Genomic DNA, 13170 nt, shown 5'->3' with positions numbered 1-13170 from the left:
GTCACTGCCCCGGGAGGGCCAACCGTCTCTGAGTGAAAGCCACTCACCCTTGAGCACGGGTCGCCGGCCAGCGACCTTCTTGCTGTTGGCCGTCTATCGCTGAAGGTCACACCCATAGCCGTACAGTCGCCGCCGCTCAGCACACTGGCGGTGGAGGTCCCTTCGCGCAGTGCCGGGGGCGGGGGGCTGTCGTTGGGTGCCCGGCTCAGCTGTCCCGGTCCGTGTCGGGTTTTGGCAGCAGTTCGATGTTGCTGTCCTCGGGCAGTGTCTCGCGGTAGCCCGTGTACATGTGTTGGGTGGCCAGGCGGATCAGCAGTTCCTCGTCGGCGGCGCGGGCCGCTTCGAAGATCGCGCGGTGTTCGCTGACCATGAGGGGGACGTTCGCGGCGTCGTCGACGTAGGAGCGGGTGATCCGGCGGTTCACGGGGTGGTCCCACAGCGTGTCGATCATCCGCAGCAGCAGGGCGTTGCCGCAGGGCTCGATGAGGGACATGTGGAACGCGCGGTTGAGTTCGAACTGGGCCGCCGAGTCCAGTGGGTCGGAGGCGGCCATGTCTTCGATGAGGGCCAGCAGCCGGTTCAGCTGTGCTCGGTCGTGACGGCCGCAGGCGAGCCGAAGGGCGAGGGTCTCCATGGACTGCCGCACCTGGTAGACCTCTGAGATGTCGCTCGGTTTCAGGGCGTTGACGATGTAGCCGCTGCCCGGGACCCAGGTCACCAGGTCCTCGTGGGCGAGCCGGTTCAGCGCGTCCCGCAGCGGAGTGCGCGAGACTCCGAGCCGCTCCGCCAACTGCTCCTGTACAAGGGGCGCGTCGGCCTCCAGCGCCCCGGAGACGATCTCGTCACGGAGGCGCTCGTAGACCCGCACGCCCAGGGGGCGTGCGTCCCTGGGGTCACTTCGCAATGGCTTCACGTCCTGTCACCGTCCTCGTCGTTCGGCGCCTGCCACCGAGGCTTCCTCGGCCTGGGGGAAGAGAATCATCCCGCCCGACCCATTGTCTCCCGTGAATCCACTGTATACGGTGTGCGCACCGCATCCAAAGGAGGTTTGGATCGTGTTTGTCCTCAACACCTGGTATGTCGCCGCATGGTCCGCCGAAGTCACCGGCAAGCCCGTGCGCCGCGTCGTCTGCGAGCAGCCCATCGTCCTCTACCGCACCCCCGACGGCCGGGCCGTGGCCCTGGCCGACCGGTGCGCCCACCGCGCCTACCCACTGTCCGCCGGCCGCACGGTCGGGGACTCCGTGGAGTGCGGCTATCACGGCTTCGCCTACGGACCCGACGGCGTCTGCACCCGCGTCCCCGCGCAGTCCGCGATCCCCGCCCGGGCCCGGGTGCGCAGCTACCCACTGGTCGAGAAGGACGGCTGGATCTGGGTGTGGACCGGCGACGCCGAACGCGCCGATGAGGGCCTCGTCCCGGACACGCACTGGATGAGCGACCCGGGTTGGGCGACCGTCACTCACACGGTGCTGTTCGAGTGCCGGCACGACCTCATCCACGACAACCTGCTGGACCTCACTCACGAGTCGTTCCTGCACCGGACGACGGTCGGCGACGACTACATCTACGAGCACGGCATCACCGTCGAGGTCGACGGCCACGTCGTCACCGTGGACCGGCTCATGCCGGGCGTCGAGGCCCCGCCGCTGTACGCGCGCACGATGGGCACCGAGGGCCTGTACGACCGGTTCCACGCCACCGAGTTCCACGTGCCGAGCTACCACGTGCTGCATTCCGGGATCACCGGCCGGGGCCGCCCCCGCGAGGAGGGCCATCTCATCAAGGTGCTCAACGGCATCACACCCGTCGACGAGCGCACCACCTGGTACTACTACGCGTTCAGCCGGAACTTCGCCGTGGACGCCGAGTGGGCCACCAAGGAACTGGAGTCCGGCCTTGCGATCGTGCTGCGCGAGGACGCCGACGCGCTGCGTGAGCAGGAGATCGGCATGCGCGCACGGCCCGAGGGCGAACACGACGTCCTCATCGGTCAGGATGCCGGCGTGGCCAAGGCCCGCCGCATCCTCGGCCAACTGCTCGCCGCGGAGCGTGCGGGCGCCGCGACGCCCGGACCAGGTGTGCGGTCGGCGGGGACCGTCCCGGCCGCGGCGCGGGGGTGACCCATGCGCGCTGCGATCCTGTCCACCCTGCGCGCGGTCGGCCCGCTGATCCTTGCGGCGGCCCTCGCCACGAGCTGCACCCACGCGTCCGACGGTGTGGCGGCACCGACGGGGGCGAGCGGGTCCGCACGACCCGCCGTGCGGACCGACCCGGCGGCCGCCGCTCTGCTCCCCGCCGAGGTGAAGGGCAAGGGGGTGCTCACGGTGGCGAGCGACGCCTCCTACCGGCCCTTCGAGTACTTCGACACCGACAACAAGACCATGATCGGCTTCGATGTCGACGTCACCGAGGCGGTCGGCGCCCGGCTCGGCCTCGAGGTCAGGCACGTCAACGCCGGCTTCGACAGCATCCTGCCGGGACTCGCCGCCAGGAAGTACGACGTCGGAGCCTCCGCCTTCTCCATCACACCGGAGCGCTCGAGAACCGTCGACTTCGTCACCTACGTCCAGGGCGGGACCGGAATCGCCGTCCCGGCCGGCAACCCGCAGGGCCTTGCGATGAAGCCGCTGTCCCTGTGCGGGCATTCGCTCTCCGCACAGAAGGGCTCCGAGCAGGGGCTCACACTCCTCCCGGAGATCTCGAAGAAGTGCACCGCGGCCGGCAGGAAACCGGTGGGCATCGACCTGTTCCCGTCGCAGGACGGCGCCAACCTCGCCGTCGTCAGTGGTCGCGTCGACGCGGTCATGGCCGACACGGTGCCACTCGCCATCCAGGCGAAGGCGTCGGACGGCAAGTTCGAACTCGTCCCGGGCCCGCCGTACTCGCCCGAACCCTACGGCCTCGCGGTCCTCAAGGGGTCACCGCTGCGGCCGGCGCTGAAGGCGGCCGTGAAGGCCCTGCTCGTCGACGGCACCATGGACGCGCTGATGAAGAAGTGGGACATCCCCGATGCCTCGCGCATCCCCGGCACCGCGAACGGGAGTTGACGTGGCCGTACCCATCACACCCGTCGCGGGCCGGCTCGGCGGGGCCGGCCAGGACCCGTCCGACGGCCTCACCGTCGTACCCAAGCGCCACCCCGGCCGCTGGGTGACCGCGACACTGCTGCTGCTCCTCGGCGCAGCGACCCTCCGCTCGGTCTTCACCAACCCCCGCTTCGGCTGGGACGTGGTGGACGCGTACCTGCGGGACGTGTCCATCGGCGCCGGACTCGCTGTCACCCTGGAACTCACCGCGGTCTGCATGGCCATCGGCATCGTGCTGGGCATCGCCCTCGCCATCATGCGCCTCTCCGTGAACCCCGTCGTACGGTCGGCGGCGTTCCTCTACGTCTCCTTCTTCCGCGGCACCCCGGTCCTCGTGCAACTGCTGTTCTGGTACAACCTGGCCGCCCTGTACCCGAAGCTCACCTTCGGCATCCCCGGTGTGGCGCTGGACGCCAACCAGATCATCACTCCGATGTTCGCGGCCGTGCTGGGACTGGGGCTGAACGAGGCCGCCTACATGTCCGAGATCGTGCGAGCGGGCATCCAGTCCGTCGACCACGGCCAGGCCGAGGCGGCCGGAGCCCTCGGGCTGACCAAGGCGCAGACCATGCGCCGGGTGATCCTCCCTCAGGCCATGCGGGTGATCGTCCCGCCGACCGGCAACGAGACGATCGGCATGCTGAAGACCACCGCCCTGGTGAGCGTGCTGGCCGTGCCCGACCTGCTCTACTCCGCGCAGATCCTCTACTCGCGCAACTTCCAGACCATCCCCCTGCTGATCGTCGCCAGCATCTGGTACATGGTCGTCACCACTGTCCTGACGACCGGTCAGTTCTATCTCGAGCGACGGTTCTCCCGCGGTGAACGCACTCAGCCGCCCACCCCGCTGCAGCAACTGCGACGCCTGCTGCGCACCCACGCCCCGATGGCCACCGGGAGGGCCGCCTCATGACAGACACCGCGCCCCGCATATCCGGCCGCGGACCGGACTGCGCGATGCCCATGGTGCGGGCCGAGAGGGTTCGCAAACGCTTCGGCCAACTGGAAGTACTCAAAGGCGTCGACCTGGAGGTGGCCCCCGGTGAGGTCGTCTGCCTCATCGGCCCCTCCGGATCGGGCAAGAGCACCTTCCTGCGCTGCATCAACCACCTGGAGGCCATCGACGGCGGCAGAATGTGGGTGGACGGACAGGTCGTCGGGTACAAGCGGCGCGGCAGCCGACTGCACGAACTGAGCGACGGCGAGATCTGCAGGCAGCGCACGGAGATCGGCATGGTCTTCCAGCACTTCAACCTGTTTCCGCACATGACGGTCCTCCAGAACCTCGTCGAGGCACCCCTGCGCGCGCTGCGGGAAAGCAAGGACGAGACCACCGAACGAGCCCGGGGCCTGCTGCGGCAGGTGGGCCTGGAGGACAAGGCCCACGCCTACCCCCGCCACCTGTCCGGCGGCCAGCAGCAGCGCGTCGCGATCGCCCGCGCACTGTGCATGCGGCCCAAACTGATGCTCTTCGACGAGCCGACCTCGGCCCTGGACCCCGAACTCGTCGGCGACGTACTCACGGTGATGCGCAACCTCGCCCGCTCCGGCATGACCATGGTCGTCGTCACCCATGAGATGGGCTTCGCACGCGAGGTCGCCGACCGCGTCGTCTTCTTCGACGCCGGCCAGGCGGTGGAGACGGGCCCGGCCGAGCAGGTCGTCACCGACCCCCGGCACCCGCGCACCCGGGCGTTCTTGGCGGCGGTCCGATGAACGCCCGGCAGCATCCGGCGCACACCCACCACGACCCGACGACGGCGCAGGGCAGAGGAGAAGAGGAGGTACGGTCATGAGGCTGCTGCTCCGGGCCAACGCCCACCGGCCCCTGGGCGACCACTGCAGGGAGGTCGCCGCCTCGCCGGACACACCACGGCGCGAACCGTGGCAATGGCAGGTGCGTCTGCTCACCCACGGCCGAACGCAGACGGACGCCCCCGGTCTCCCCGTACACCGGATCGCGACGGAAGTCCCCGGCGGGACGATCCTGGAAGTCGCCGCCGACCCCGCCACGGTCGTCACCGCGGTCGACGTCGTCGACCCCAGCAGCACCGCGGTCGTGCATCGCAAGGAGGAGGAACTCGTCGTCCTCATCGCCTGCGGTGGCCGCGTACTCCTGGAGGACCGCCACCTGCTCTCCGAGGCGGACGCGCTGGTGCTGGCCGGTGACGATCCGTTGCGCGTGACGGTACGAAGGCCGGACGGAGCGGCCTCCAGGGTCGCCATGGTCCGTCTCAGCGCCACAGGAGGAGGGACGCTGGGGTGGGTGCCGTGAGCGAATCCCCTGCACAAGAGCCCGGCGCGGAACAGCGGTTGACCCTGCGGGTGACCGCGCTCACGTGGGAGGCGGAGGGCGTGCTGTCGGTGTATCTGCGCCACCCCGACGGCACCGACCTGCCCACCTGGGCACCAGGCGCGCACCTGGACCTGCACCTGCCGGGCGGACACGTCCGCCAGTACTCCCTGAACGGCTCGCCCGCCGACCGCTCGACCTGGCGGGTCTCCGTCCTGCGTGAGCCGGCCTCGCGCGGCGGCTCCCGGGCCGTCCACGACACCCTGCGCCCCGGCGACATCCTCGACGTCACGGGCCCACGCAACCGCTTCCCGCTGGTCGCGTCACCGCGCTACCTGTTCGTCGCCGGAGGCATCGGCATCACCCCGATCCTGACCATGATCACCAATGCCGAGGCCGCCGGGGCGGACTGGTCCCTGCTCTACGGGGGCCGCACCCGGTCGGGCATGGCGTTCCTGCCGGACCTCGCGAGCCACGGCGACCGTGTGCTGATCCGTCCCCAGGACGAGTACGGGCTCCTCGACCTCGACGCCTTCGTCGGAGCGCCGCGGGAGCGGACCCTGGTCTACGCGTGCGGCCCGGAAGCCCTGCTCGGCGCCCTCGAACACCGCTGCGCGGACTGGCCTCCCGGAACCTTGCACCTGGAACGGTTCACGGCGAAGCCGCCCCCGCCCACGGCCGACGACGACCAGCCCTTCGAGCTGGTGCTCCGCCGCACCGGACGGAGCATCACCGTGCCGACGGGCAGCACGATCCTCCAGGCACTGGAGGAACACGGCATCAGCGCCCTGAACTCCTGCCGCGAAGGCATCTGCGGGACCTGCGAGACGAAGGTCGTCGAAGGGATCCCCGACCACCGGGACAGCCTCCTGTCCCCGCAGGAGCGGGCCGCGAACGACACCATGATGATCTGCGTCGGCCGCGCCCGCTGCCCCCGCCTCGTTCTGGACCTGTAGGCGCGGGCAGCCACAGCGACCTCACGAAAGGCACTCCCCATGCACACATCCGACCACGACCACCACTACGACGTCCTCGTCGTCGGTGGCGGAGCCGCCGGCTCCGCCACCGCCTGGCAGCTGGCGGCACGCGGCCGCCGCGTCTGCCTCCTGGAACGGTTCGCACCCGGCCACCGGGCCGGCAGCTCGCACGGCAGATCGCGGCTGCTGCGGCTGACCTACACCGACCCGCTGTACGCGCGGATGGCCACCGAAGCCCTGGACATGTGGCACCGGCTCGAGGCCGACAGCGAAAGCAGCCTGATCTCCACCGTCGGCGCCGTGGACGGCGGACGCCCCCAGCGTCTGGAGCAGGCCGCCGCCGCACTGACCAGCGAGGGAGCCGCCTTCGAACTCCTCACCGAGAAGGAGGCGCGGTCGCGCTGGCCGCAACTCGGCCTGCCGGGTGACGTGCTGTTCCACCCGGACGCCGCCCGCGTCGACCCGGACGCAACGCTCCCGGCACTCCAGCGCCTTGCCGCCCGCTCCGGCTGCCACGTCCTGCACCACACACCGGTGACCGCGCTGGAAACCCACGCGGACGGCGTCCGTGCCCACACACCCGCGGGCATGTTCACCGCCCCCGTCGCGGTCGTCACCGTCGGCCCGTGGACGAGCCGCCTCCTCGCCGGCCTCATCACCCTGCCGGAGCTGACGGTCACCCAAGAACAGGTCTTCCACCTGCCGCAACGCGACCCCGACGCCGCCTGGCCGGCCTTCAGCTTCCAGGACGAGGACGGCGGCATCATCTACGGCATGCCCACGGCCGATGAGGGAGTCAAGGTCGCCGAACACCTCGGCGGACGGGTCGTGGACCCCGAGACACGGGACGGCGTCGTGGACCCGGCCGCCCGCCGCCGGGTCCTGGCGTTCGCGGCCGAACGGCTGCCCGGCCTCGAACCTGCCGTCACCACCGAGACGACATGCCTCTACACCAACACCGCCGACGAGGACTTCCTGCTGGACCGGGTGGGCCCGCTGGTCGTCGGCACGGCCTGCTCCGGACACGGCTTCAAGTTCACGCCCCTGCTGGGCCGCATGCTCGCCGACCTCGCGGACGGCACCACCGACCCGCACCCCCGCTTCCGGCTCGCACCTGTCAGCGGAACCGGGTCAAGGCCCAAGGCCGGCGACTAGGAATCATCCACAAGGACGGTCCCTGTCCCGACGGACCCGGTCGACCGGGCACGCGGACCGCACAACCTGGACACGAAAGGACCTCAGTCATGGCCCAGCAGGTACAAGGCGTGGTGGCTCACGGCAAGGGCGAGCCGGTGCGAGTGGACACCATCGTGATCCCGGATCCCGGCCCGGGCGAGGCGGTGGTGAAGATCCAGGCGTGCGGTGTGTGTCACACCGACCTGCACTACCGCCAAGGCGGAATCACCGACGAATTCCCCTTCCTCCTCGGACACGAGGCCGCCGGCGTCGTGGAGTCGATCGGCGAAGGCGTCACCGAGGTCACGCCCGGTGACTTCGTGATCCTCAACTGGCGGGCGGTGTGCGGCACGTGCCGGGCCTGCCGGCGCGGCCGGCCCTGGTACTGCTTCGACACCCACAACGCGCGACAGAAGATGACGCTGATCGACGGCACCGAGCTCTCCCCGGCCCTGGGCATCGGCGCGTTCGCCGAGAAGACCCTCGTCGCGGCCGGGCAGTGCACGAAGGTCGACCCGGCGGCCTCCCCGGCCGCGGCCGGGCTGCTGGGCTGCGGCGTGATGGCCGGGCTGGGCGCGGCGATCAACACCGGGTCTGTCCTGCGCGGCGACAGTGTGGCAGTCATCGGCTGCGGCGGGGTCGGCGGCGCGGCGATCGCCGGGGCCTGCCTGGCCGGCGCCGCGAAGATCATCGCGGTGGACCTGGACGAGCGGAAACTGGCCCAGGCCCGCACCCTGGGGGCCACCCACACCGTCAACGGCCGTGAGACGGACGTGGTCAAGGCCGTCCAGGAGCTGACCGACGGACACGGCGCGGACGTCGTCATCGACGCGGTGGGCCGCCCGGAGACCTACGCCCAGGCCTTCTACGCCCGCGACCTGGCCGGCACGGTCGTCCTGGTGGGCGTGCCCACCCCGGAGATGAAGCTGGAGCTGCCCCTGCTGGACGTCTTCGGCCGCGGCGGGGCGCTGAAGTCCAGCTGGTACGGCGACTGCCTGCCCTCCCGTGACTTCCCCATGCTCATCGACCTGTACCGGCAGGGGCGGCTGGACCTGGACGCGTTTGTGTCCGAGACCATCGGGCTGGAGGACATCGAGGAGGCGTTCGCCAAGATGCACCGCGGCGAGGTGCTCCGCTCGGTGGTGGTGCTGTGACGGCGGTGGCGGTGGCGATGGCGATGGCGGTGGCGGTGGTGCCAGGATCGCCCGCTGCGAAGGTGCGCATCGACCGCCTGGTCACCGGGTGCGGGCGTGTGACGCGCGGCGCCTACACGGTCACGACCTCGCCGTCCGGGAACGTGACGCGCACCCGGCTGTCCCCGTCCACCACGCACGCGAGCGAAGCGCGCAGCGCCCGCGGGTGCACGCTGTCGCGGGTCAGCGCCACCAGGCTCACGTGCACGCTCGCCCCGCCCGGGTGGTTGTGAGCGCGCAGGTACGGGGTCGCCGAGCGCGGGCCGAAGGCGTTGGCCTCGACCTCATGGGCGACGCCCGTCTCCTCGTCCCAGCCGTACAGGGCGACGACGGCGCTCGTCAGACCCGACGCCGTGCGGACGAGCGCCCAGCCGGGACCCCGCTCCCCGTGCGGGCGGTCGGTGTCGGCGACGGCGTGACCGCCCTCGCGCACGGTGACACCGGCCGGGGCCTGCACCCGGTGCACCCGCAGCTCCCAGGGGCCGTGCAGCACACTGACCGACTCGATCGGGAACTCTTCGTCGTGTCCCGGGAGTTGTGCGTCATGACGGGACGAGGCGCGCTGTCCCTCGCAGGTCAGCGGGTGGATGCGGCGCCGGCGCGACAGTGTGCCGTCGGGAGCGAGCAGCGCCAGGTGGTTGTCGACGGTGCGCGCCCAGGCGTGCGGTGCGGACTCGGGGGCGGTGGCGGTGGAGTAGGCGAGCTTGGCGTAGTGCGGATCGTCGGCGGCGGGTCCGTCGGGCGGGTTGTGGTCGCTGCCGTGGTTGACGAGGCGGACGATGCCGTCGTGAGGGGTGCCGTGCAGCAGCCAGCCGGGGGCGGGCAGCGCCGTGTACTGCGTGGACTCCTCGACGGGCAGCGGGACTTCGCGTTCCGTCCAAACCGGGTGATCGGCCGGCAGCAGCAGCCCCAGGAAGCCCTTGCTCGCCCAGTACGGGGAAGCGGGCCCGGAATACGGCTGGGTGGCGGGCAGGAAGGTGTCGTACCAGCCGAGCGGCAGCAGTCCCCGCTCGTCGGGCACCCCGCGCTCGACGAAGTGCCGGGCGGTCCCGGAGGCCAGCCGCCGGGTCAGGCCGGGGGCCAGCGGTGAGCAGTCGGTGAGCGCGCCCATCCACACGGGCGCGGTCGCCGCGAACCGGTAGGTGAGCGAGCGCCCTTGGTGGACGGGCGCCCCGTCGGCGCCGAAGAACTGCGGATACGTGGTGAGGAACGCGGACAGCCGCTCTTTGTAGATCTTGGCGCGTCCGCCGTCGCCGTCCGGGCCCGCCATCCGTGCCCACAGCAGCGGGTACAGGTGCAGGGCCCAGCCGATGTAGTAGTCGAAGTTGCGGCCGTCGCCGTCGGTGTACCAGCCGTCGCCGACGTACCAGTCCTCGATCCGGTCGAGTCCGCCGTCGATGTCGTCCTGGCTGTACGGGGCGCCGACGGAGGCCAGGAACTGTTCGGAGACCACCTGGAAGAGGCGCCAGTTGTTGTCCCAGGTGCGGCCGCCGACGAAGCCGGAGAACCAGTCGACGACCCGCTCCTGGACCCGGGGGTCGAGCCGGTCCCAGATCCAGGGGCGGGTCTCGTGCAGGCCGATCGCGATGGACGCGGCCTCCACCATCTGCTGGGAGCAGTCGGTGAGGGCGGGCCAGGCCTCCGTGCCGTCACGGTCCGTGCCCGTTGTCAGACCCTCCGTGTACCTTTCGATCAAGTGGGAGACGACGGACGAGCCCGGCTCGTCGGTGCCGCCCGCCCCCGCGATCCGGAAGGAGGCCAGCAGAAATGTCCGAGCGAACCCTTCGAGCCCGTCCGAGACGACCCCGGACCAACTGGTCCTCCCCGGCAGCCGGTACTGGGCGAAGCCCGCTGTCGCGTACGGCAGCAGGGCTGCCAGCTGACGGTCGGCCAGTGCCTCCCAGTGGGCCCGGGTCCAGCCGGTCAGCGGGGAGCGGACGCGGTCGGTGGGCGGCAGGGAGAAGTACGGGGCGGGCATGGCGGTTCGCTGGCTCCTTCGGCGGACGGCGGACGGCGGAGATCGGGTCGGGGCGCGGCCGCGGGATCAGCGCAGCCGGGCGGTGTGCGTATGGCCGTGTGATCCGCCCACGCGGACGGAGATCACGGGCCGGCGCCCGGGGATGACGGTCACGGTGTCGTCGGTGGCGACCACCTCGCGGACGGGGAAAGGGAGTTCGACGGTCAGGGTCGTCGTGGTGCGGCCCGGATCGGCGACCGCGACCGTGATGCCCTCGTCGCGCCGCGACAGCAGGACGGTGCCGGGCCCGTCGGCGGACAGCCCGTCGACAGTGCCCGCCGCCCAGAAGTGCGCCGCGATGAGACCGAGCCGGGGTGAGGCGACGGCCTGCACGTCCGCGGTGTTCGCCAGCACCCGCACGGGGCGGGAGCGGGACCAGGCGAGCGTGGCCGCCTCGGTCGCGCCGGGCAGCAGGACATAGGAGTAGGAAGCGGAATCGGGGGAGGAACCGTGGTCGAACCAGAGGGTTGCGTAGCGGCGGGTGACGGCAGTGGTGCTCCCGGCGGTGTCCGCGCCGGTGTTGAGGGAGCGCCAGGTGCCGGTGCGCTCCTCGCGCAGGGCGCGCAGCGGGCCGCCGGCCGGGAAGACGTAGCCGCCCGTGCCCTCCAGATGCGCCCAGGGAGCGTCGTCGAGCTGGGCCGTCCAGCCCTGGTCCGTGGGCTGCGGGCGACCGTCGACGGTGAGCCGGGGCGCCCCGTCGGCGTGCAGGTTGCGGTTCTCCACGATCGTCTCGACGGTCCGGCCGTCGCTCGCCGTGATGCCGGCGCCGAGCGCGACCACGGCGTTGTCGAGGAGGAACCACGCCTTCTTGGCGCGCAGCGTGGACCCGTCCGCGATCAGCTCCATCGCGGCCGCGCCGTACCGGCCGTCGAGCGCGGCCCCGCCCGCGACCGCGTTCTTCGGGCGGAAGGTGCTGGTCCCGCCGCCGGTCCCGAGATCGGTCCGCGGCCGGGTGTCGACGGTCGTGCCCGGCAGCCGGTACGGGTCGACGGTCGGCCAGAAGGAGTCGCCGAAGGCGTCCAGGTCGTCGCCGTCGTACATGTAGGTCATGCCGTCGCCGGTGTACCAGCCGTGCAGGTTCTCGCCGTTGCCCGCCTCGTACGCGGCGATGCGTTTCGACGACAGCGACAGGGCGCAGGCCCAGGACGGGCGCCGGTGTACGACGCGGTCCATGTCGGCGAGCACGAAATGCCCGGTCAGCCGGTCGGCGGGGCGCACGTCCGGGTCGTCGAGGAGGGCCTTGGCACGGGCCAGCGCGGGGATCCCGACGAGCCCGGCGTACGGCGTCTCCTGGTTGCGCAGAATCCATCCCTTGGCCGCCGCCCGCCAGCGGTCCGCGTAGGACGGCGGCGCGCCGTCCGCGAGCTGGAGGATGTACGAGACGGTCACCGCGCCGTCCGTGTGGTCCCGGGCGCGCTCCCGGGAGACGGCGCGGCCACGCACCGCGTCCATCATCAGCCCGTCGAAGAGGACGGGCCCGAAGCTCCGCTCGACGGCCTCGTAGAGGATGTCGACCGACGGGTCGGTGACGGCCCAGTCGGAGCCGGAAAGCAGCGCGATCAGCTGGCCCGCACCGCCGAGCAGCACACTGCCGTAGGTGCCGGTGTACGCCACGTAGGAGTGCTGCACGAAGGAGCCGTCACGGTAGAAGCCGTCCCCGGAAGTGACGTACGTGAACAGGCTGTTCTTGCCGTTGTCGCGTACGTCGGACAGGGCGTCGCGGGCCTTGACGAGCGTGGCCGGGTCGCGGGCGAGCAGGCCACGCAGGGCGACGATGACGGCCTTGTCGGCCCGGTTGGCGCCGGTCTCCGAAAGGCTCGGGGAGTTGGTGCGCCGGTCCGCGTCGGGAACGAACCGGGCCACCGTCCTCACGTACGCGTCCAGGTCCTCGGCCGGGAGCTGTGCGCGCAGCAGCACGCACGTGTCCATGAGCGCGCGGGGCGCGCCGATCTCCCAGAACCACCAGTTGCCGGACTCGCCGCGGGACGGGTTGTACCCGACGGTGTTGAGGAAGCGCAGCGCGTCGAGCAGCCCGTCGCGCACGGCCGCGTCACCGGTGAGCGAGGTGCCCGGGGTGGCCCACGCCGTCGCCACGGTGCGCAGTCGCGTGTAGCTCTGGCCGAACATGCCGGAGTCGGTGGCGGGGGACAGGTCGGCCCACAGCGCCTTGCGGCCGGCGGAGGTGTCGAGCTTGCTCCACCAGTCGGCGGCCTGGGTGTCGAGGGCGGTCAGCGCGGCGGCGAAGTCCGGGTCGGCAGGGTCGAAGGCGCCGCCGGTCAGCTGCTGCGCGGCCCGTGCGAGCAACGGCTCGTACGGATCGTCGGCCGCCGCCGCGGCCGTGGCGGAGCCGCCGGTGAGCGGGATGAAGGCGGTGGCGGCGCCCGCTCCGGCGAGCGCGAGGGTCTGGCGTCTGCTCAGTTCCATG

The 13170-nt window shown here is 71.4% G+C and carries 11 protein-coding genes; 8 read left to right on the top strand and 3 right to left on the bottom strand.

The window, feature by feature from the left end; all coding sequences use genetic code 11:
• Window positions 1-205: 205 nt before the first annotated feature.
• A complete protein-coding gene (locus ACWD5D_RS19100) occupies window positions 206-913 on the bottom strand; it encodes a GntR family transcriptional regulator (RefSeq protein ID WP_451373874.1) in 708 nt (235 codons plus the stop codon).
• Window positions 914-1055: 142 nt separating this feature from the next.
• On the opposite strand from ACWD5D_RS19100, the gene ACWD5D_RS19095 reads away from it, so the two are divergent.
• The 8 genes from ACWD5D_RS19095 (at window position 1056) to ACWD5D_RS19060 (ending at window position 8689) form a co-directional block, all read left to right on the top strand.
• A complete protein-coding gene (locus ACWD5D_RS19095; RefSeq protein ID WP_451373873.1) occupies window positions 1056-2123 on the top strand; it encodes a Rieske 2Fe-2S domain-containing protein in 1068 nt (355 codons plus the stop codon).
• Window positions 2124-2126: 3 nt separating this feature from the next.
• Complete coding sequence (locus ACWD5D_RS19090) at window positions 2127-3050, top strand: ABC transporter substrate-binding protein (protein WP_451373872.1); 924 nt, start codon at window positions 2127-2129, stop codon at window positions 3048-3050.
• A 1-nt stretch (window position 3051) separates the two neighbouring features.
• Complete coding sequence (locus tag ACWD5D_RS19085) at window positions 3052-4002, top strand: amino acid ABC transporter permease (RefSeq protein ID WP_451373871.1); 951 nt, start codon at window positions 3052-3054, stop codon at window positions 4000-4002.
• A complete protein-coding gene (locus ACWD5D_RS19080; RefSeq protein WP_451373870.1) occupies window positions 3999-4805 on the top strand; it encodes an amino acid ABC transporter ATP-binding protein in 807 nt (268 codons plus the stop codon). Before ACWD5D_RS19085 ends, ACWD5D_RS19080 begins: the two co-directional genes overlap by 4 nt.
• Before the next feature lie 76 nt (window positions 4806-4881).
• The gene (locus ACWD5D_RS19075) at window positions 4882-5364 is read left to right on the top strand and encodes a hypothetical protein (protein WP_451373869.1); all 483 of its coding nucleotides are present in this window, start codon (window positions 4882-4884) and stop codon (window positions 5362-5364) included.
• Window positions 5361-6338 (top strand): PDR/VanB family oxidoreductase, encoded by a 978-nt coding sequence (locus ACWD5D_RS19070; protein ID WP_451373868.1) that lies wholly within the window; start codon window positions 5361-5363, stop codon window positions 6336-6338. Before ACWD5D_RS19075 ends, ACWD5D_RS19070 begins: the two co-directional genes overlap by 4 nt.
• 39 nt (window positions 6339-6377) lie before the next feature.
• On the top strand, window positions 6378-7514 hold the full coding sequence (locus ACWD5D_RS19065) for an FAD-dependent oxidoreductase (protein ID WP_451373867.1): 1137 nt from the start codon (window positions 6378-6380) through the stop codon (window positions 7512-7514).
• An 89-nt stretch (window positions 7515-7603) separates the two neighbouring features.
• Window positions 7604-8689, top strand: coding sequence for an S-(hydroxymethyl)mycothiol dehydrogenase (locus ACWD5D_RS19060; protein WP_451373866.1), 1086 nt, complete (start codon window positions 7604-7606; stop codon window positions 8687-8689).
• Window positions 8690-8801: 112 nt separating this feature from the next.
• Here the strand turns inward: ACWD5D_RS19060 and ACWD5D_RS19055 are convergent, their stop codons facing one another.
• Both ACWD5D_RS19055 and ACWD5D_RS19050 read right to left on the bottom strand, forming a co-directional pair.
• Window positions 8802-10706 (bottom strand): DUF2264 domain-containing protein, encoded by a 1905-nt coding sequence (locus ACWD5D_RS19055; RefSeq protein ID WP_451373865.1) that lies wholly within the window; start codon window positions 10704-10706, stop codon window positions 8802-8804.
• 66 nt (window positions 10707-10772) lie between these two features.
• On the bottom strand, window positions 10773-13169 hold the full coding sequence (locus ACWD5D_RS19050) for a polysaccharide lyase 8 family protein (protein WP_451373864.1): 2397 nt from the start codon (window positions 13167-13169) through the stop codon (window positions 10773-10775).
• Window position 13170: the final 1 nt, after the last annotated feature.

Source organism: Streptomyces sp. NPDC002520, assembly GCF_053595235.1.
Note: the sequence above shows the minus strand (reverse complement) of the source record. Positions and strands in the feature narration are given on the sequence as shown.